Origin of the sequence: Gilvibacter sp., assembly GCF_965601605.1 — a bacterium.
GTDB lineage: Bacteria > Bacteroidota > Bacteroidia > Flavobacteriales > Flavobacteriaceae > Gilvibacter.
On the sequence record NZ_CBFCWJ010000037.1, the window covers coordinates 67,471 to 88,321 of the forward strand.

18 protein-coding genes and 1 pseudogene are annotated in these 20,851 nt (G+C 42.3%); 5 read left to right on the top strand and 14 right to left on the bottom strand.

Annotated elements, in window-relative coordinates; all coding sequences use genetic code 11:
• Nucleotides 1-1,320, top strand: coding sequence for a glycosyltransferase family 4 protein (locus tag ACSLP7_RS10415; protein ID WP_435579245.1), 1,320 nt, complete (start codon nt 1-3; stop codon nt 1,318-1,320).
• Nucleotides 1,321-1,355: 35 nt separating this feature from the next.
• Here the strand turns inward: ACSLP7_RS10415 and ACSLP7_RS10420 are convergent, their stop codons facing one another.
• The 3 genes from ACSLP7_RS10420 to uvrA all read right to left on the bottom strand — a co-directional run bounded on the left by ACSLP7_RS10420 (nt 1,356) and on the right by uvrA (nt 6,412).
• Entirely contained in the window at nt 1,356-2,645 is a 1,290-nt protein-coding gene (locus ACSLP7_RS10420) for a hypothetical protein (protein WP_435579246.1), read from the bottom strand.
• Between the two features lie 151 nt (nt 2,646-2,796).
• A complete protein-coding gene (locus tag ACSLP7_RS10425) occupies nt 2,797-3,525 on the bottom strand; it encodes a hypothetical protein (protein ID WP_435579247.1) in 729 nt (242 codons plus the stop codon).
• A 109-nt stretch (nt 3,526-3,634) separates the two neighbouring features.
• On the bottom strand, nt 3,635-6,412 hold the full coding sequence (gene uvrA / locus ACSLP7_RS10430; protein ID WP_435579248.1) for an excinuclease ABC subunit UvrA: 2,778 nt from the start codon (nt 6,410-6,412) through the stop codon (nt 3,635-3,637).
• 235 nt (nt 6,413-6,647) lie between these two features.
• Between uvrA and ACSLP7_RS10435 the strand changes: the two genes are divergently transcribed.
• Nucleotides 6,648-7,232, top strand: coding sequence for an RNA polymerase sigma factor (locus ACSLP7_RS10435; protein WP_435579249.1), 585 nt, complete (start codon nt 6,648-6,650; stop codon nt 7,230-7,232).
• 273 nt (nt 7,233-7,505) lie between these two features.
• Here ACSLP7_RS10435 and ACSLP7_RS10440 read toward each other — a convergent pair whose 3' ends face one another.
• Nucleotides 7,506-8,174 carry an endonuclease III domain-containing protein gene (locus ACSLP7_RS10440; RefSeq protein ID WP_435579250.1) on the bottom strand — a complete coding sequence of 223 codons (669 nt, stop codon included), beginning with the start codon at nt 8,172-8,174 and terminating at the stop codon, nt 7,506-7,508.
• Between the two features lie 30 nt (nt 8,175-8,204).
• On the opposite strand from ACSLP7_RS10440, the gene bcp reads away from it, so the two are divergent.
• Nucleotides 8,205-8,660 carry a thioredoxin-dependent thiol peroxidase gene (bcp, locus tag ACSLP7_RS10445; protein ID WP_435579251.1) on the top strand — a complete coding sequence of 152 codons (456 nt, stop codon included), beginning with the start codon at nt 8,205-8,207 and terminating at the stop codon, nt 8,658-8,660.
• Nucleotides 8,661-8,675: 15 nt separating this feature from the next.
• On the opposite strand, the gene ACSLP7_RS10450 is transcribed toward bcp, so the two are convergent.
• Nucleotides 8,676-10,121, bottom strand: a complete 1,446-nt coding sequence (locus ACSLP7_RS10450; RefSeq protein ID WP_435579252.1) for a TonB-dependent receptor — start codon at nt 10,119-10,121, stop codon at nt 8,676-8,678.
• A 79-nt stretch (nt 10,122-10,200) separates the two neighbouring features.
• Here ACSLP7_RS10450 and ACSLP7_RS10455 point away from each other — a divergent pair.
• Both ACSLP7_RS10455 and ACSLP7_RS10460 read left to right on the top strand, forming a co-directional pair.
• Nucleotides 10,201-10,981, top strand: a pseudogene (locus ACSLP7_RS10455) (MBL fold metallo-hydrolase).
• A 97-nt stretch (nt 10,982-11,078) separates the two neighbouring features.
• On the top strand, nt 11,079-11,492 hold the full coding sequence (locus tag ACSLP7_RS10460; protein ID WP_435579253.1) for a bZIP transcription factor: 414 nt from the start codon (nt 11,079-11,081) through the stop codon (nt 11,490-11,492).
• On the opposite strand, the gene ACSLP7_RS10465 is transcribed toward ACSLP7_RS10460, so the two are convergent.
• From ACSLP7_RS10465 to ACSLP7_RS10505, 9 genes are all read right to left on the bottom strand, one after another.
• Complete coding sequence (locus tag ACSLP7_RS10465; protein WP_435579254.1) at nt 11,489-12,145, bottom strand: alpha/beta hydrolase; 657 nt, start codon at nt 12,143-12,145, stop codon at nt 11,489-11,491. The genes ACSLP7_RS10460 and ACSLP7_RS10465 overlap by 4 nt on opposite strands.
• Nucleotides 12,146-12,224: 79 nt before the next feature.
• Nucleotides 12,225-12,551 (bottom strand): DUF4870 domain-containing protein, encoded by a 327-nt coding sequence (locus ACSLP7_RS10470; protein ID WP_435579255.1) that lies wholly within the window; start codon nt 12,549-12,551, stop codon nt 12,225-12,227.
• Nucleotides 12,552-12,597: 46 nt separating this feature from the next.
• The gene (locus ACSLP7_RS10475) at nt 12,598-12,918 is read right to left on the bottom strand and encodes a hypothetical protein (RefSeq protein ID WP_291183793.1); all 321 of its coding nucleotides are present in this window, start codon (nt 12,916-12,918) and stop codon (nt 12,598-12,600) included.
• Nucleotides 12,911-14,170: a dihydroorotase gene (locus ACSLP7_RS10480; protein WP_435579256.1), complete on the bottom strand. Its 1,260-nt coding sequence runs from the start codon at nt 14,168-14,170 to the stop codon at nt 12,911-12,913. The genes ACSLP7_RS10475 and ACSLP7_RS10480 overlap by 8 nt, the downstream gene beginning before the upstream one ends.
• A gap of 34 nt (nt 14,171-14,204) precedes the next feature.
• Nucleotides 14,205-16,127 carry a BatA domain-containing protein gene (locus ACSLP7_RS10485; RefSeq protein WP_435579257.1) on the bottom strand — a complete coding sequence of 641 codons (1,923 nt, stop codon included), beginning with the start codon at nt 16,125-16,127 and terminating at the stop codon, nt 14,205-14,207.
• A 104-nt stretch (nt 16,128-16,231) separates the two neighbouring features.
• The gene (locus tag ACSLP7_RS10490; protein ID WP_435579258.1) at nt 16,232-16,732 is read right to left on the bottom strand and encodes a hypothetical protein; all 501 of its coding nucleotides are present in this window, start codon (nt 16,730-16,732) and stop codon (nt 16,232-16,234) included.
• Nucleotides 16,733-16,775: 43 nt separating this feature from the next.
• The gene (locus tag ACSLP7_RS10495) at nt 16,776-17,543 is read right to left on the bottom strand and encodes a TIGR02757 family protein (protein ID WP_435579259.1); all 768 of its coding nucleotides are present in this window, start codon (nt 17,541-17,543) and stop codon (nt 16,776-16,778) included.
• Nucleotides 17,543-18,199 carry an ABC transporter ATP-binding protein gene (locus ACSLP7_RS10500; protein WP_435579260.1) on the bottom strand — a complete coding sequence of 219 codons (657 nt, stop codon included), beginning with the start codon at nt 18,197-18,199 and terminating at the stop codon, nt 17,543-17,545. Before ACSLP7_RS10500 ends, ACSLP7_RS10495 begins: the two co-directional genes overlap by 1 nt.
• Nucleotides 18,200-18,262: 63 nt before the next feature.
• Nucleotides 18,263-20,671 carry a DUF5916 domain-containing protein gene (locus ACSLP7_RS10505; RefSeq protein ID WP_435579261.1) on the bottom strand — a complete coding sequence of 803 codons (2,409 nt, stop codon included), beginning with the start codon at nt 20,669-20,671 and terminating at the stop codon, nt 18,263-18,265.
• Nucleotides 20,672-20,851 lie beyond the last annotated feature (180 nt).

Below are 20,851 nucleotides of genomic sequence, written 5' to 3' on the forward strand. Positions count from 1 at the left end.
ATGGAGCCCTTAAAAGTTTTGGTAATTACCTATTATTGGCCGCCAGCAGGTGGGCCAGGGGTTCAGCGTTGGCTGAAGTTTTGTACGTATCTGCCCGAAAATGGAATTGAACCTACCGTTTACATTCCTGAGAATCCAACCTATCCCATTGTAGATGAGGGGCTTTTGCAAGAAGTGCCAAAAGGCATAAAGGTCTTAAAGCATCCCATATGGGAGCCTTACGGCTTGGGTAAACGGTTGGGTAAAAAGTCTACTAAGACCCTTAGTAAGGGCATTATTGATGAGAATCCTTCCCTGCTTAAGAAGTTAATGCTTTTCATTCGTGGGAACTTTTTTATTCCTGATGCGAGAAAGGCTTGGGTCAAACCATCTGTCAAATATTTGAAGGATCATCTCAAAGAGCAGCATTACGATATTATAATCACTACTGGACCTCCACACAGCGTTCATCTTATAGGAAAACAACTCAAAGAAGCTTTAAACATCCCTTGGCTAGCAGATTTTAGAGATCCATGGACCACCATTGGATATCACAAATCCTTGCGTTTGCTTCCTTGGAATGCTAAAAAGCACAAGCATTTAGAAGCTACTGTTTTAAATACCGCAGATCAGATTCTGGTGACCAGTCCATCGACTAAAAAGGAGTTTGAAACCCTTACCAAACAACCCATTGCGGTGATCACCAACGGTTACGACACCTCAAACAAACCTTCAAAGCAGCTGGATTTAGACAGACAGTTCAGTATATCGCATATTGGCTCGCTCTTGGCCAGACGCAATCCAGAGTCGCTCTGGAAGCTACTCGGGGAATTTTGCAAAGCGGATGAAGCCTTTAAAAAGGATCTAAAACTTGTTTTTGCAGGTGTGGTAGCAGATGAAGTCAAAATCTCTTTAACTCATCACGAGCTTTCTGAACATGCCGAATTTAAAGGTTATGTAGACCACAGCGAAGCCATTGTGCTCCAGCATCAAAGTCAGTTGTTATTACTCTTGGAGATCAATGCACCAGAGACACGGGCGATCTTACCTGGGAAGCTCTTTGAATACATGATGGCGCGTAGACCCATCCTTGCGATAGGGCCCGAGGGGAGTGACATCAAACAATTGGTGGAGGAGTCGGGTAGTGGCGCCTTTTTTAATTATAAGCAGCTCCATGAGGACTATTTAGGCGCTTACATTCTAAACGCCTATAAGTCCTATAAAAATAAGTCCTTAGCACTTCAAAACAAATCCATAGAACAATTCGACCGCAAAGTGCTTACCGAGCAATTGGCTACCGTTCTAAAAAGCGAAACCCTTGCAAGACATAGACCGTCATAACAAGGGTTCCTAACTAACCAACCAAAAAATGATCTTTAATTTCTTCTACCGCTACGCGTGCTGCGTGCGTTGGAGTTTCTGCTGCTACTGCCGCGTGAAACATTCGCTGAGCGAGAGCTTCTAGAATTGCTAGAACTCATGCGGGTGTTAGACCGCGATCCTCCAGATCGATTTGCTCTTGAGCTTGATCCGCTGGAGCGGTTCATGCTGCTACTGCGTGTAGATCTGCTTGAGGTAGCTCTCTGGTTGCTACGAGAAGACGAGCTTCTCATATTCCCAGAAGACCTGCTAGTGCTTCGCTGAGATCTCATGTTTCCAGAAGATCTGTTGGTACTGCGCTGAGAGCGCATATTGCCAGAGGATCTGCTGTTAGAGCTTCCACTGCGAGCAACGGTTCCACGGTTGTTTGTGGTGTTTCCGCGACTGCTCATGCTGGATCTGTTTCCACGTGTGCTTGTTGCACTACCGTTACGCATATTGCTTGATCTTGAACTTCTCATATCGCGAGAGGTGCTTCCTCCACGAGTGTTCGCACTCATGCTTCTGCGGTTGTTCGCTGTTGTCGCTCTACTCGAGCTTCTACCGCGATTTGTAGCTACAGCATCTCTACCTGATCTGCGTGCCGGACGGTAATCTGGATTCGCCGCTGTTCTTCCGTTTCTATAGTGGATTCTACTTCCAGGGCGGTAAAAATCGCGTCTTCCGTTCACATAAGCTCTACGACCTCTGTTGTTGTAGTAGCGCAGATGATTTGCGTATGTATAGCGCACTGGTGCATAGTATCTGCGGTACGGGTAGTTGTATACAATACAGTTGTTAAAGAACGGTCTGGCGTAAAATACGTGCCATGGTCTGTATACATAGGTTCTGTAAAAAGGGCTGATAAATCCAACCGTATAATCAAAGTATCCAAAGTTGTTATAAAAGACCTGTAGGCCACCTACACGTACAATGCGTCTGTTGTTGTATACGATATCTACCGTTCCTGCTCTAGAGATTCGTCCGAAGTTGTCATAAAAGATCGGTACGTTTTCAATCTGAATAACAGCTCCGTAATCATCGTACTGTACAAATGCGTCGTAATCGTAACCAGAATTGTAGTTGATACTCACTGCAGGAGTATTCACATTTACGTTGACCGTGTTTCCTCCCAAGAAGACAAAATCAAACTGTCCGTCTGGGAATACTGAGAATTCTACACCACCTTCTACAAAGATGTATGAAGATCCGTCAAAGTTGTATCGTCTGTCGTCTGCGCGGGCATCTGAAAAGAATCCAGAAACACTCAGTAAGAGTCCGCTAAGTAGTATGCCAAGTTTTTTCATCACTTTAAGTTTTAGTTTGTAATTGCATTCTGGTTAGCATTACGCTTACTTAAATACAAAGGGCGTGCCAAACTTTTAAACCCTTGATTGTCAGCAATAAAAAAACACTGCCCTCCTTAAAGAGCAGTGCTACATCAACTAAATCATGATACTAGTTGCGGCTGCGACGTCCGCGTCTGTTATCATCGTCATCATCATCATCATCGTCCCAGTCATCATCCCAATCGTCATCCCAGTCAAAATCCCAATCAGCATTATTGTTCTGAGTTCTAGAACGTCTACCTGTGCGATAGGTAGTATCGTAATGGCCGTTTCCAAAATATCTGTTGCCAAAGGTATACGTAGTGCTTCCTGCAACTCCACATACTCCGTAGACTATATTACGTCGGTTAATATTACCCAGCGTATGGGTTACACGACCGCGTCGGTTGTAAAAGATCTCCATTCCACCTACACTTATTAAACGGCCTCTGCGGTATCTCAAAGAAACATCTCCAATGAATCTAACCTTACCATTCGGTTTATAAAAGATGTTGGTACGTCCAATGTTGTGCAGTACACCAAATCGATCTACGTTTAGTCGGTAATGCCCGCGGCCACGATATCGTGTGTTGTGAATCGGTAAGCTTCTGCTGGCATTGCGTCTTCCATTGACACGGGTACGTCTGTTATAGTGTACGGCGTTTGGAAGGACATAGCTAAAACTGCCATCCAAGAACACTTCAAACAAGATACCATCTTCATAAAAACTTACTGATTGTGTACTTAAATAGCGTTCGTAGTTGCCCCAAGGATTGTAAACCTTAGATTCTGTATTCACATTTGCCTGTGTAGAAATTCCAAAAAGGAAAAGACCTACTGTAAGAATTGCTTTTTTCATAATTCTAAAATTTTGGGTTTTGCCTACTCTTTAAGCTTTTCGGCTTGCGCTATTGCCTTAAGTAAACCAAAGGGCGTGCCAAAATTTTAAAACGATGTAAATGAGCTAGTTATAGCTTTTCTCGGAGGTGCTGCGCAGTGAATGATTCAGCGATTTGTACAATTTGCTCCGGAGTTCCTGAAGCGACAACAGTACCTCCTTTATCTCCGCCTTCTGGTCCGAGATCAATAATGTGATCAACACACTTGATCAGGTCCAGGTTGTGTTCCACCACAATGATGGAATGACCGTTGTCTAGGAGCGCATTGAAAGAATCCAACAACTTTTTAATGTCGTGGAAATGCAAACCAGTAGTAGGCTCATCAAAAATGAATAAGGTTTTGTCTTTATTCGCTCCTTTGATTAAGAAAGAAGCTAATTTTATACGTTGCGCTTCTCCACCAGAAAGTGTAGAGGAACTTTGGCCTAATTGCACATAGCCTAAGCCTACCGCTTGCAGAGGTTTTAGCTTATCGTGGATCTTAGTTTCTCCGTGTTGATCAAAAAACGCAATGGCCTCGTCAACGGTCATGGTCAAAATATCGTGAATATTCTTTCCGTGGAATTGCACTTCCAAGATCTCTTTTTTGAAACGCTTTCCTTTACAGGTATCACATTCCAAATGAACATCGGCCATGAATTGCATCTCAATGGTCACAACGCCTTCTCCTTTGCAGGTTTCACAGCGTCCACCATCTACATTGAAAGAGAAGTGCTTGGCTTTATAGCCGCGGATATCAGAAAGTTTCTGCGAGGCAAATAAAGAGCGAATATCATCATAGGCTTTGATGTAGGTAACCGGATTGGAGCGGCTTGAACGCCCAATTGGATTCTGGTCCACAAACTCGATATTCTGCAAGGCGTTTTCCGGTAGTTCTAGCGTAGAGAACTGGCCAGGTTTATCTCCGTATCCTCCCAATTTACGTTGTAGGGCAGGGAAGAGGATCTTTTTCACTAGTGTACTCTTACCAGAACCAGAAACTCCAGTGACTACGCTAAAGCTTCCTAAAGGAAAGCTCACGTCTATATTCTTTAGGTTATTGTGTCTAGCCCCTTTCAGTTCGATGGTTTGAGTGACTTCCCGACGCTTTTCAGGTACACTGATCTCTAAACGACCACTTAAATATCCAGCGGTAAGTGAATCGGATTTTAAGATCTCATCATAGGTTCCGGTAGCGACCACTTCACCACCAAAAGTACCTGCTTCAGGTCCAATATCAATGATGGTGTCTGCCGCTTTCATGAGGTCTTCATCGTGCTCCACAACAATAACCGTATTTCCTAGATCACGCAGTGATTCTAGTACACCTATGAGTTTTTCAGTATCTCGCGGATGCAGGCCAATACTGGGCTCATCAAGTATATACATTGACCCAACCAAACTAGAACCTAAAGACGTGGCTAGGTTGATGCGCTGCGATTCTCCACCGGAGAGCGTATTGGATTTACGATTCAGTGTCAGATAATTGAGTCCAACATTAGACAAGAATCTCAATCTATTGTTGATCTCTAAGAGCAATCGTTTTGCTACTTGCGCGTCGTGATCGTTGAGTTCCAATTGCTGAAAGAAGTTGCGAACCTCTTCAATAGGCAGTTCAACCAGATCAGAGATCGACTTGCCTTGAATCTTAACGTAGTTAGCTTCCGGTCTTAAACGCCGACCATAACAAGTTCCGCAGCGCGTCTTCCCGCGATAGCGCGATAGCATTACACGGTTTTGGATCTTATAGCTTTTGGCTTCCAGTTCTTTAAAGAAACTGTTCAGGCCTTCAAAGTAGTTGTTTCCTTGCCAAACCAGGCGTTTGTCAGCTTCTGAAAGTTCAAACCAAGGCTTGTGAATTGGGAAATCGAATTTGTAAGCATTGTTTACCAATTGATCGCGATACCAACTCATGGTTTCACCGCGCCAAGGGAAGATGGCATTCTCATAGACCGATAAAGCCGTATTTGGAACGACCAAGTCTGGGTCAATTCCAATCACATCTCCATATCCCTCACAAGTAGGGCAGGCTCCATAAGGGTTGTTGAAGCTGAAAAGATGAATATTGGGCTCCAAAAAGGTTTGTCCGTCCAACTCAAAACGATTGTTGAATGGTTTTTGAGTGCCTTCATCTACAGGATCAATGATCACATCTCCTTTTCCTTCGTAAAAGGCCATCTCAACCGCATCTCCTAAACGGTGAAAAAAATCTTCATCGTCTTTCTTTACAATACGATCTACCACCAAATAAAGCGTTTTAGGAAGAGCTTTATCCAAACTGTCCTCTATACGCAATACCTGATCATTGGCTTTGATACGAGCATATCCTTGCTGCAATAAGGCCTTTAATTTGTTTTCCATGCTGCGGCCTTCTTCCAAAGTAATCGGGGCTAACAACAGCAGTCTTTTTCCGTCTTCTAAGGTTTTGATATAATCCAAGACATCCGTGACAGTATCTTTTTTAACAAGTTCTCCTGAGATAGGCGAGTAGGTCTTGCCAATTCGAGTAAAGAGCAGTTTGAGATAGTCATAGATCTCTGTGGAAGTTCCCACTGTAGAACGCGGGTTGGTGGCATTTACCTTTTGTTCAATAGCAATAGCAGGAGCGATTCCCTTAATAGCGTCTACTTTGGGTTTGCTTAAACGCCCTAAGAATTGGCGCGCGTATGAAGAAAGACTTTCTACATAACGTCTTTGTCCCTCTGCATAAAGCGTGTCAAAAGCCAAACTGGATTTACCACTTCCTGAAAGACCTGTCACAACCACCAGCTTATTTCTAGGTATGGTAACATCAATATTCTTAAGGTTGTGCAATTTAGCGCCTTGAATAAGGATGTTGTTTTTAAAATCGGAGGTTGTTTTGGACACGAATTTTGCTTTAAAAAACCCTGCAAAGATACCACTTAAATGCCGTTTTTAATAGGGGTAAGTCGGTACAAGTTTTAAACAAAAACCAATTTTTTTTTTGCTTTTCTGAAAAGATTGTTGTTATATTTACGAACATTAACACCTCTTTTAAAGCACACGCCTATAGCATATTACTACTTTATAATTAGATAGAAACCAGAGCCCTAGCGGTTTTTGAGACTAATAAAGTACTAATATGGAACGCAACTTAACCAGTGACGCACACCTTGTAAAAGCCTACATTGATGGTAATGAGGCTGCATTATGTCAGCTTATTACCCGACACAAGGAAAAGATATTCAGTTTTATTTATTCAAAAGTTTACGACCGAGATGTCGCAGAAGATATCTTTCAGGATACGTTTATCAAAGTAATTCGTACTCTGAAACGCGGTGCGTACAATGAAGAAGGGAAATTCCTGCCTTGGGTGATGCGTATTTCTCACAATTTGGTGATCGATTACTTCAGAAAGAACAATCGCATGCCAAAATTCGAGAACAACGGAGATTTCAATATTTTTTCTGTTTTAAGCGATGAATCTTTAAATGCGGAGAAGCGCATCATTAAAGATCAAGTTGCGGATGACGTAAAAAGACTGATTGAAGAGTTGCCAGAAGATCAAAAAAATGTACTCATCATGCGCATGTACAAGGATATGAGTTTTAAAGAGATCTCAGAGCAGACGGGCGTTTCCATCAATACAGCTTTGGGTAGAATGCGTTATGCTTTGATCAACCTCCGCAAGGTGATTGACAAGCACAATATAATTTTAACCAATTAGTACAATAAAATAATACTTGCCGCGTTTTTTAAGAACATTAACTCTTAAACAACGTTCTATGCAAGAAATGTACTCTAAGACCTCACGCAGGGACCCCGTGAATAAAATGGTCCCAAAAGAAGAGACAATTAAGTTCCTTCTGGATTATTCTAAGGCTTTAAGTGTTATAGATTATAATAAATTGAAGTTTGAAGCACTTCTAAACTAAACTTTGGAAAAACCCGCTTAACGGCGGGTTTTTTTATGGAAGAGATTTAGACTTTTTAAAGTTCTTTAGTTCTTCTTTTTAGCTTTTGCCTTGTAGTAATCGTTCAAGACCGTTTTTCTTCCAACAGTCTTGGTAATGATATCTTTTTCAAGATCCCAACCTCTTGCTGGAGAATATTGGCGCCCGTACCAAATTATTTGCAAGTGTAATTGATTCCATAAATCCTTTGGAAACAAGTGTTTAGCATCTTTCTCCGTTTGCACCACGTTTTTGCCATTGGTGAATCCCCAACGGTACATTAAGCGGTGAATATGCGTATCTACAGGAAAAGCGGGAACATTAAAAGCCTGCGCCATGACAACACTCGCTGTTTTATGACCTACAGCAGGCAGTGCTTCTAAGGCTTCAAAACTTGCGGGAACCTGACCGTTGTGTTCATTTATTAAGATGTGTGAGAGCTCATAGATACCTTTAGATTTCATTGGTGACAGCCCAACGGGTTTTATGATCTCGCGTATTTCTTCTTGGGTGAGTTTGATCATATCATAAGGATTATCAGCGACTTCAAATAACTTGGGTGTAATTTCATTCACGCGTACATCCGTGCTTTGCGCAGACATCAATACCGCAATGAGCAATGTATATGGATCTTTATGATCTAAAGGGATGGGAATCTCCGGATAAAGCTCTTGTAACGTATCGATGACAAATTTTACCTTTTCCTGCTTGGTCATTATTGCGTAAATTTGAACAAAAATAGCAAAATGAATACACTAAAAGCCGGAGATGCGGTTCCGCATTTCAAAGTCAACGATCAGGACGGAAACCCAGTAGATTCTAACGATTTTAAAGGAAAGAAATGGGTAGTTTTCTTTTACCCAGCAGCCAGCACACCGGGTTGTACTGCAGAAGCTTGTGATCTGCGTGACCATTACAGTGAATTACAAGCCAAAGGTTACCATTTAGTGGGTGTAAGTGCCGATACGGAGCGTAAGCAGAAGAATTTCAGCACCAAGTACGAATTTCCATTCCCATTATTAGCTGATACAGAAAAGGAGGTAATCAACGCCTTTGGTGTTTGGGGACCTAAAAAGTTTATGGGACGAGAATACGACGGAATCCACCGTATGACCTTTTTGATCAACGAAGAAGGCGTGGTGGACCATGTCATTTCTAAAGTAAAAACCAAAGCGCATGCCGCTCAGATCTTAGAACTCTAAGATATATTGAAAGATTTAAGACTGCAGGGCCTTTTCACTACAATTGAAGAGGCCTTCTTTTTTGATCATCTCTGAGATACCGTCAGGAAGCATTTGTTCCCAACCAGATTCTCCAGCTTCAATCATTCGTAAGACTTCACGAGAGAAGATGTCCAAGACATTTTCATTAAAGTTTTCAATATCTACGAGCTTACCGTTGTATTTGAAGAACTTGTAGAGCTCTTTCATACGTGGATGTACTTTAAGGTTCTCACTAGTTATATATTCACCTTCACTGGTACGCATCGGGTAGAGGTAAACCTTTAGGTCTTTGTAGAAGAGCTTACCAAATGCTTCCAAGATTCCACCAGAAAGGTGACGGTAATACTTCTCATCAAATACGTCAACCAAATTGTTAACTCCCATAGCCAGACCAATACGGTTCTTGGTATAGTTGCTAAAGTATTCAACCAGTTTGTAATATTCCTGGAAATTGGAGATCAGTACTGTATGTCCTAAAGAACATAGTAATTCAGCACGGTCCATAAAGTCTCTTTCATCGATTTCACCTTCTGCACGGAGGTTAGAAAGTGTGATCTCAAAGATGGAAATAGATCGCTCCGGATCCACTTTGTTCTCTTGCATGAACAGTTGGTGAGCCGTTTCATACATATCGATGTTCACCTTGGTTACCGGTCTAAAACTACCGCGCAAGGCTAGAATGTTCTTTTTGTAAAGAATACGCGCTGGCAGGATGTTGTTTCCATCTGGGCCAAAGATGATCGCTTCGGTCATGCCGTTCTTGATCAGCTGTAAACTCATCAAGCGGTTGTCTACAGTGGCAAATCGCGGGCCTGAGAAGTTGATTGTATCGATCTCTATTTGATCCTTGTGCAAGTGATCGTATAGGTAACGCAGTAATTTTCTAGGCTGATCGTGTTTATAGAACGCCCCGTAGATCAGGTTAACTCCAAGTGTTCCGAGTGTAATCTGTTGTAAACGCGCGTCATTTTCTTTAAAACGAACGTGAAGAATGATTTCACTGTAATCCTCATCTGGAGTTGTTTGGAAGCGAATTCCAACCCATCCGTGACCTTTGTACTTTTTAGCAAAGTCAATGGTAGTCACTGTATTGGCATAAGTAAAGAAGATCTTATCCGGATGCTTATCGCGATGAATACGCTCTTCAATAAGTTTAGTTTCGTGCTCCAACATGCGTTTCAAACGCGGTTCTGTCACATAACGACCGTCTGCCTCCACACCGTAAATAGCGTCACTAAAGTCCTTGTCATAGGCTGACATGGTCTTAGCAATAGTTCCGGAAGCTCCTCCAGCCCTAAAGAAATTTCTAACGGTTTCTTGACCCGCTCCAATCTCAGCGAAGGTTCCGTAAATATTTTCGTTTAGGTTTATCCTAAGGCATTTGGCGTGAATGGAAGGAATGTGTTCAAAATCCTTGTCGCCCTTAATCGTATCCGGCATAATTCATTGCAATTTCGATGTATTACAAAGGTACTAAAACCGATAGGGTAACAAAAAATTTAGAATTATTTTTGCATTTATGAGATCGCCCCTTAAAATCACATTTTTAGGTACAGGAACCTCCCAAGGAATCCCAATTATTGGCAGTACGCATCCCGTCTGTTTAAGCGAGGATCCTAAAGACAAAAGATTGCGTGTCTCCGTGCAATTACAGTGGGAGGACCAATTCTTCGTCATTGATTGCGGACCTGATTTTAGACAGCAAATGCTGCGGGTGGGTCAAAGACGTCTGGACGGGATTCTATTAACGCACGAGCACAGTGACCACACGGCAGGTTTGGATGATATTCGCCCGTTCTTTTTTAGACAGGGAGATGTTCCATTTTATGCCGAACCGCGGGTCTTTGATGCGCTAAAGGATCGATTTGGATACATCTTTGAAACGGAGAATAAATATCCTGGGGCACCTACAATTGATGAGAATGTTATTAACGCGGATAATAGTTTTGCCCTTAAAGGCAAGCAGGTGACGCCGATCCGTGTGTTTCATGGCGATTTACCGGTATTAGGCTTTCGTATTGATTGATTTTGCCTATATGACTGATGTGAAGACCATTCCAGATGCTGAGTTTGAAAAGCTCCGTGATTTAGAGGCTGTGGTCATTAGTGCCTTGCGCGTAGAGCCGCACAGGACACATTTAAATTTGGAAGAAGCCTTAGCCATGGCAAAGCGCATAGGAGCTAAGAAGACTTATTTTACACACATCAGTCACTTGCTCGGTTTTCATGAGGAGGTATCTAAAAACCTGCCTGAGAATGTGTACCTTGCTTATGACAATTTGGAACTTAATTTCAACTAAACTTTTTACTGTTTTATGAAGAAATCGATTTTCATGTACCTGTTCTTCTTCGCCATTTTATTGGTGTTATTCATGTATGTCAATCAAAAGCGTATTTATGAGGATCAGCAAGGCAAAAATAGATTCTTTAGAGACACAACTCGCTCAACTTACGGCAGATATCGATACGCTACAAGAGCAGAACGCTACTTTGAATTACTTTACGCTTCAAGGCAATGACAATGCCATGACCTATTTTGAATCTTTAGGATTTGAGGCTGCAGACATAGAGAACTATGTGCGCGAATCCATTTACGCCTACAACGGCCAATCAGAAGGAAACCCGTTGATCCCTTATGAAGGGATGGACGGTACCATGCGCATCAATAAATTGAAGTTTTTAAACCACCGTTGGTTGGTTGGCGATTTCACTGACGGACGCTATTGGGGAGAAATGGTCTTGGAGTACTTTATTGAAGATGACAAGCAGATCACCTTTAACACTTTAGGTTCGTTGATGTACCCGAACTAAAGGTTTTCTTCTAGCCAAGCTTTAAACTCGTAGAAATTCTGCGGAGCCACACCGTGTCCAACGGGAAATTCACTAAACACATTCGGAATTCCCAATTCATCTAAAAAGCCTGGCGTTTTACGCGCCCAATCTACTGGTATAACGGCATCTACACTTCCGTGGGAACTGTACACTTTAAGTCCGCTAAAATCGTTTTCCCGATAATTCTCAACATACATTTCTGGTACGATATAGCCACTCAATCCCACTACACATTTAATTTGTTGCGGATGGGATAGGGCATAAGCAAAACTCAAAATTGTACCCTGACTGAATCCTATTAGTGCCACACGCTCCCGATCCACTGGATATTCATCTAAGGCCTGGCTAATAAAAGTCCCCAACAACTCTCGAGAAGCTACCGCCTGCTCAATATCGTTGAACTTTCCACCGCCAACCTGATCCCAGTGAATGGCATACCAAGCATTGCCGTAGGGTTGCATTGCATGAGGCGCTTGAACTGAAAGAACTGCATACTCCTCAGGCAATTCAGAAGCGAATGAAAACAGATCATTCATATCACTTCCATAGCCATGAAGCATGATAATCAATGGTGCTTTTTTAGAGGTATCTGCCGCTGGTCGGTATAAATGTTCCAATGCAAATGTGGCCATAGTTCTTAATTCTTGAGCAAAATTAACCATAAAAAAAGCCACCGTAAAACGATGGCTGAATTTCTTTTAAAGGGTTTTATTAAGCGACTCCTTTGAACCAATCTTGGAACATGGGGCCAATAATTGGCACGGGTTTTTCTTCACCTTGAACAGCGCTTACCAAGCCCAGAACCCAGAATACCAGTAGTCCGATATTCAAAATCCATAAGATCATGGCTATTCCTAAAACACGTCCAACAAGGCTAATGGCTAAGGAGATCAGCATTAATCCCAACATTTGACGAATATGATAAGCTCCTAAACTGGTTTTGTTGCTCTGGTGCATCACTAAGGCGATGATCCAACCAATCAAGGTGATGTAGCTAATAATGGCGATGGTTTTGCCGTCTTGTGCAGTTTCTGACATGGTAAATAGTTTTTAGTTAGTTATTTAGCTTTTTAAAGATAGCTAATTACTTTAAAAACTGAAACCACTCTTGAAATTTTTGACTGAAGAAAGGAATAGCAGGTTCTTTACCGATAATTGCGGTCACTAAACTAAAGGCCCAGGCACCAAAAGATCCGATCCACAGCACATCGCCTAAAATAGGATTCATATAACCGTAGGCCACTTGAGCACAGAATAAGATCAGTAATAGTCCAAACATATTTTGAATGTGCTTGGTGGCAAAGGGATGTTTAGCCTCTCTATTTAAAAAATAGGCGATAATGGTCCCAATGAAGGTAATGTAAGCGATTATGGCAATGCTTTTGTCAGAAGGAGAATCACTCATCGTTTAAGTGGTATTTTTCACCCAAGATCATTCCGTAGGCTTTCCCTTGAAGCTGATGGCCGTGATAGATACAGTTTTTAGAAAAGGAGGGAAGGGTCTTAGCATCAACAGTCCAAGTTTCTTGGGGATCAAACAGGCTCAGATCAGCTGTTTGGCCTTCCTCAATTGTGGTTGAATTGATTCCAAAGATTGCTCTCAAACCGGTTAAGGCATCTACAGCTGCTTCAGTTCCCAAAGCTTTATTGGTTGCTCCAAAAAGGCATTCTAAGCCAATAGTACCGAAGTCTGCATGATCAAATTCCTTTTTCTTAGATTCGATATCCAACGGATTGTGATCTGAGGTTACTCCGTCAATAGTGCCGTCTTGCAAGCCTTTGATAAGCGCCTTGCGATCTGCTTTATCACGTAGTGGAGGCATGACCTTGTATTGGGTGTCAAAGCCTTCTAAGACTTCATCCGTAAATAACAAATGATGTGCAGCAACACTACAACTAACAGCCAAACCACTTTTCTTAGCCGCTTTGATCAATTTCACACTAGCTGCAGAAGAAATGGTAGGAATATGCAACTTCCCACCGGTGTATTCTAAAATGCCCAGATCTCTTTGAATTCTCAAGGTCTCGGCAGTACTGGAAATACCTTTTAGGCCTAATTGAGTACTGGCAATACCCTCATGAACTACGCCTTTAGTAGCCAAGCCTTTCTCCAGCGGAAAACTCTGTACCAATCCACCAAAAGGTTGGGTATACTGCAAGGAAAGCTTTAGCAGGTTTACATCGTCTGTCGGACGTTTGTAATCGTAAAAACTCGGACAACCAACAGTATTCATATCGAACATTTCCGCCTGATCAATTCCTTTGCTTCCTTGAGTCAAGGCGCCAATGATCACAGCATTCACCGGAGAACCCTCGGTGCGTTGTGCAATAAAACTGACCGCAGATTTGTTGTCCGTTATTGGAGCTGAATTAGCGTTGATGGCCACGTGGCAAAGTCCTGATTGCGCACTGACCTGCATACCATTAGCCAAGGTTTCCCGTTGCTCGTAGCCCGGTTCACCAAAACTCACGCTGGAATCAAACCAACCTAATGAAACGTGAAGGTTGGGCTTGTCAATTACAAGATCTGCTTCCTTCTGGTCAATAGAGGCAGCAATCTTTTGAATAATACCGTTAAAAATGAGAATGTCGCGCTTTTTGTTGTGGTGATCACTAGCACGATCTAGAATGGTTGCGGATTTTATTAACACCTGCATTGGCGCAAAGATAATACTATCTTTAAAAATTTCATCACTTTAAAAAGCGTAAAACTGCCATTTCTGTGATCAAAAAGAGCACCGCTAAGATCACAAACCATTGCCATAAGGGACGTTGCTCTCCTTGTTGCTTCATTTCCAACAACATATCCTCAACGGAGTCAAAGAAGTTTATACCCTTTAAATCATTAGTGTTGTAATTTTGAAGATCTGCTTCTTTTCTCGCAGTATTGTAGGGAAGAATGGCTAAAGTATCGGTTTTATTCAAGGCAAAATAATGTCCTTGAACGGCTGGATCTGCTTCTGTGGACAATACTACCTTATTGGCATAGCGTTGTTGTAGCGGAATAAAATCCTGATCGGTTCCTTTTAGACTTACAATTTGATCCTCTCCTAAGGAAATTGGCAAACCGATCTGCTGACTTTTCCCGATTTCATAATAAAGAACGGGTAAGGGGAGTGCGCTTCGCCCAATATTGTAGAATGTAGGGACGATAAGTGGAGACTCTTTAAAGTTAGAATTTGGACTGCTCAAAGGAGCGCCAAATACATAAACTCTATTGAATTGTACCAAGAATGGATTTCCTCCTTCAAGTGATAAAGGATCATTGCCGCCACTGGTCAGATCAAAGAAGGTGTTGACCGTCGGGTATTGAAAGTTGTCCACTGTTTTACTAAATACAGAACTGAACAAGGGATGATCAAAATTTATAGTGTTCAGCTTACGCTCCTGGTTGACGGGCTCAGAAAAAGTTCCTGCCTCTAAGCGTTGTAGTAAGGCGGTATACTCTGTTAGATCTGCTTGGGCCGCAGGAATTACAACAATCACGCCGCCTTCTGCTTTAAAGCGTTCCAGAGCTGTGACTAGACTCGCGGGAACGCGTTCTAATTCGTTCAGTACAACTACATTTTGTTGTAAGATGGCGTTATAATCTGCAGCTGCATAATTGAAATGGGTGAGTTCAAAATCGGCCTCTGGAAATAACTTATCCAAAAAGGATTGATCGGCTTGGTTGATGCTCATTACTTTGATCGCAGTCTTTTTGCCGAGCGCAAAATAGAGTTCATTGTCAAATTCCAACTCTTGATCGTTGATGCTCAATCGACCTAAAAAAGGTTTGTTTAGATCAATTGGAAACGCTACTTCTTGTTTAAGGTTTTGATCGAATGAAACCGCTGATTTGGCCGCCAGTGTTTCTGCTTCCCATAAGGAAACCGGGTAATTCACATTATTTCTTGTAGCGGCACTTAAGCCTACTTTTAAAACGGCGCTTCCGTTAATGTTTGCTTGAATGTATGCAGTATCTATACTCACATTAGCCAAGGATTGGGCTTCGAGCTTTACGGCCTGTATATCAATAGACGACAAGGAATCCATCGCCCCAAAAGCATTGGCCTGAAAATCTGAAAACACCACCAGGTTTTTACGGGTGTCCTCTTTGGAGAACATACCACTGGCCTTAAGTAGTATTTCTTTGTAATTGTATTGTTTAAAGGATGGACTGACTTCAAGCAAACTGTTTCTAAAGTCAACCTCTGTATCAGAATTGTAGTCCTCACTATTGGTAAACCATCTAAAACTTCCAGACAAAGGCGGATTGTCATAAAGGTCTTGCACGGCTTTTGACAAAAGCGTGCCTTGTTGATCTCTAGCGGTCATGCTATAGCTATTGTCCAAATAAAAAACGTATTCGTCTTCTTGTTGATCCTCGGTTTTATCTGACAGGAAAGGCTGAGCAAAGGCGGTAACAAGAGCTGCGAGGGCCATACAACGCAAGGCGAGCACCAACCATTTTTTAAGTTTAGAGCTTTTTCGGGTTTTGAGTTGGATCTCTTTTAGAAAGGCTACATTGGTGAATGGTACCTTTACAAAACGGCGCAATTGAAACAGATGCACCAATATGGGGATCAGCAGCAGGAGTAGGCCGTAAAAGATTTCCGGGTTTTTGAATTGCATTTAGCGCAGTAAAAAAGCGTATTGCTTTCAAAGATACACTTTTGATTGCGAGAAGAAACCCTTTTAACTTCCCTGCAACATTTTTAGCTAGCAGGCTTATTCTATTAGCCTCTTTTGGGGTTTAACGCCGGACTTGGATCTGGCTGATCCTCTGGAATTTGACCACCTCCAAACAGTAGGTCAGTACTGGAAAAAGTAGTGCCAAAAGTAAGCGCCGCAGAGTAGACCTGGGCAAGCGCACTTTTGAGCTGTTCTTCTGTCAAAGGACTAAGCGGATGTATATAAACCGCCCACAAGAGTTCATCAGATAAGGCATATTTGACATCCAATGCCGTGTGAAAATTAGCCGTCAGACAGGCTTGAAGCATCTCTTTTGAGAGTGTGGTTCCTTTAGTAATAGGCATGATGATTCGCATTCTGTCATTGGTCTGGTCCGTCAGTACCAACATGGGGGCTTCCTTATAGGTTATTTGCCAACGCCCGTTGGCACCAACAACAGAATCACTTTCTACATGAAGGATCTCTTGCAGGCGCTCGTTGTTCATATTCTGACTAAACACGGAAAAGGGTAGGGCCAATAGGCTGAAAAGAAGGATTGCTCTCATGATACTTAAGTCGAAGAGAGCAGTAAATACTGTCAGTGAAGGACTAGAATTTTTCATCAACGCCCAGACCAAATAGCGCGAAGTCGTATTTTACTGGATCGTCTGGATCCAAACGTCGCAACGCCTTGTCCAGTTCCATAACGGCTTTTGCATCGTTCTGTTTGCGTTTTAAAAGCTTAACAGCACGGGCTACACGACCGCTGTGCACATCCAAAGGACAAGAAAGAGCAGAGGCAGGAATTTGATGCCAAATCCCAAAGTCAACATTTCTAGCGGAGGAGCGAACCATCCATCTCAAATACATATTGATTCGTTTTGCCGCTGAACCTTTAAGCGGATCTGGTAAATGTTTTAAACTCCGCTGAGGCGGATCAAAACTGAAGAACTCTTTTTTGAAAGAACTCAAAGCCAGTTGCAGTTCTCTGGCTTCTTTATAGTGTTTTGCTAAGGTAGATTCTAGGCCTCCTTGATGACGATAGAGTTGCTGCAAGGCCTTTAGAAAGTACTTTAGATCTACAGTTTGAAAGGTTCTGTGCACAAAGCCTTCTATTTTTTCAAGATCTTTAGACTCGTGATTCAAAATGAAATCATGCGGGGCATTGCCCATGATCTGCATCATCTTATCGGCGCTGCGTAGGATACTCAGCCTATTACCCCAAGCAATGACAGCAGTTAAAAAACCACTGATCTCAATATCTTCCTTGAGGGTATATCTGTGCGGGATTTGAATAGGGTCTTGTTCCAGAAAGCTAGGCTGCTCGTAGTAAGCCGCCTTTTCGTCTAAGAATGCTTTGAGCTCGCTGCGATTCATTATACGATCTTCCCGTCTACCATGGTGAGCTTTCGGTCAGCCATGTCGGCCAATTCGTTGTTGTGAGTAACCAAAATAAACGTTTGACCTAATGTGTCACGAAGTTCGAAAAACAGCTTGTGTAACTTATCGGCAGCTTCTGAGTCTAAATTCCCGGAAGGTTCATCGGCTAAAATAAGGTCGGGCTTGTTGATCAAAGCTCGTGCAACTGCTGTACGTTGTTGTTCTCCACCGGAGAGTTCGCTGGGTTTGTGATCGTAGCGATCTTGAAGCCCGAGCAAATCCAAGAGTTCTTTGGCCCGCTGTCGTACCTCTGTTTTAGGAGTCCCGGCGATATAACCTGGAATGCACACATTCTCAAGAGCTGTGAATTCTGGAAGTAATTGGTGAAATTGAAAGATAAATCCCAAATGCTTGTTGCGAAACTCAGCAAGCTCGCGCTTATTCATTCCTTTGAGCTCTTGATCTTGAAATTTCAAGCTTGTAGTGGTGTCATCAGGCTGATCTAAGGTTCCCAAAAGTTGTAATAAGGTAGTTTTACCTGCTCCAGACGCTCCAACAACAGAAACGATTTCCCCTTGTTTTACAAGTAGATCGACGCCCTTCAAAACATGAAGGTCCGCGTAAGATTTATGAAGATTTACTGCTTGGATCATTTACCGAATGATAAAAACGTAAAATTAGAACATTAAATTGGCTGATGCAATCCGGAGCGAAAATTAGAACCAATTTCCAAAATTGTTCACATCAACAAAATAGGTGATGCGCAAGGACAAGGTATGTTGTGCAGGCTGTTCAAAGAGAGATTCCAAACTTTCAGAATAGTTCAAATTAGCCATATCGGTTACATTGAAGATCTGATTGCGATAGAGCAGTGTGGCCTCACTTCCGGGAGCAAAACGCCAACGAAAGCTCAAATCTAAGTTCCAAATATTGAAATTGGTGTCGGGATCTCTGTTTGCCAAGTCATAGTCTGTGCGTGTTCTGGAGCCATCTTCTTCCAACATCCAATAGACATTATCACTGTGATTTGCAGTACTCCAAAAGTTTCTAAATCGCAGGTCAAGCGCCTTATACGGATCAAAGTTATAACTCGCCGTAAGGCTGTTTTCCAAATTGGTTAAATCTCGCTGCCCGATGATAATACCGTTATCGTCATTAAAGATCCATCCAAAATTGTTCTCATTCTTGGACAAGGAAGTGGACCAAACCACTAAGAAATTATCGGAGAATCGATATCGCGGAGAAACATTGATGTTGTAACGATACTGTTGCTCAGCATCCCATTTGCGGTATCCAACGTTTATATCGTAAGCAAACTTCTTTCTAAAGTCCGAAGAGACAAATCCGCCAAAACCATAGTTAGACGGGTAGGTGAGGAATCTCCCTGCAACACGAGGCTCAAAATAATCGTCACTTTCTGTATTGTAACTGCCGTCAACACCAAAGGCAAAGCGCTCTGGAGTTACAAAGAAGGCATTGGTGAAAATGCTATTCCCCGTTTGTACATCGGGATCATAAAGACGACGGTGTCGTACCGTTAGATTGATTCTGTAAAAGTTAAAGGTCTTTGTAGGTTCAAAGATTTGATAACTTCCTCCAACCACGAAGTTGTTGAAGTTATTTCTAAAGTTGAGCCCAAGATCATTGATATCTAGCGTGGTGTTCGCAAAATCATGTCCAAATCTATAGCGCCAGTTCCCCTTAGTTTTAAAAATATCAAACTCGGTACGTAAACCCGTTTTAAAGCCGTTATTCTCGTTTACGTTACTCACTACCACACGCCCAGAGGTTCTGAACGTATTGGCCTTATCGGCAACATCAAAAACCAAAGCGGTGACGTTAGCATCTCTAAAGTTTCCGTTTCTAAGCACGTTGGTGTTGATCAAGGAGATGGATGAGTTGTCATTCCACTGTTGATCCAGTACAAAAATGTTATAGTTGGCCAAAGGCTCAATAAGAACCTTTCTACGTTCGCCAGTAAGTGTGTCTTCAATTCGCGCAAAGGTGCGCTCGGTAATAGCATTGAAGAATCCAACTCCGAGTTTTTCTTTGGTACGTCCTGATATTTTTACGGCATTGAGCAGATTGACTTTTGAAGGCTGTTCAATGATCCGTTCGTTTTCATCTAAGGGGCCAACGCTACCTGTTGGAGCGTTTCCTACTCGTCTGGAAAAGAATATGTTTCCTTTGTTAAAAAGTTCAATTCCCTCCACGAAGAACTGTCTGTTCTCGCCAAAGGTTTGTTCAAAAGGCCCCAAGTTCAATCGGACTTCATCAAAGGCGGCTTGTCCAAAATCTGGGATCAAAGTAGCGTCCAAAGTAAAACTATCACTGAGCCCGTATTTAATGTCCATCCCGGCAGCAAACTCAGTTTCTGATTCGCCATCAAATGTTGTCGCTACGCCTTGAACAAAGGGGAAAAGTGTCAAGCGCAGCGGAGGGTTAATTCCCTGAACACCACTGACAGTTCCGTTGTACTGCGTTTCATTACCCACACTGTTCTCAATGAAATTCCAAGTATGCGTCTCATTTTGCGTTTGTAGACGTCTGTAAAAGTTTATACTCCAATCTTGAATATCGATCTCAGGAAAGCGCAAAGCGTTATATGGAATTCTAAATTCAGCATACCAACCTTTTTCATCCATTGAGGTACGCGCGCTAAAAACTACGTTATAACTAAAATCTGTTCTACCGTTAGATACAAAAGCGTCTCCAATGGCTCCAGCACTGTTAATGTAGAACCTGGTTTCGTTAATTCCGTCATTGTAGGTATTGAGCGCTACCGTGAATACGTCTGCTTGCACAAAAACTTCATCGCGTTGTGAGAATTGGGTCAGAATAGACTCCGGATTCGGGTCATACATATAGCCCGCGATATAGACGTAGTTATCGTCATAAGCGAACTTAACCTCGGTTTGATATTCGTCAGCGATCTCTCCATCATTTCCAGGCTCATACATATTGAAATCGTTGAAAGCCGGCAGCTCTTGCCAGATCGCATCGTCTAGTATTCCATCAATTTTAGGAGGGGTGTCAATCCTTGTCGCTTCAAGGTTTTTGCGGACTTGACACAGAGACAGGGTAGGTAAAAGCAGCAACAATAACGTTAAGCTACGCAAGTTCATACAGTTAAAATTTTTGCGGCAGACCGCGGGGTCGTCAGTTGATTGCAAGCAAAGCTACTCTGCTCAATTGGGGAGGGCTACTAAGGAAACGTTAAATAAAGCCAATGAAATGTCAAAAGAATGATAATTTGTTGTTAGGATTGATTAGCTTAGAAGAATAAATGAGATCTTTAGTATTGA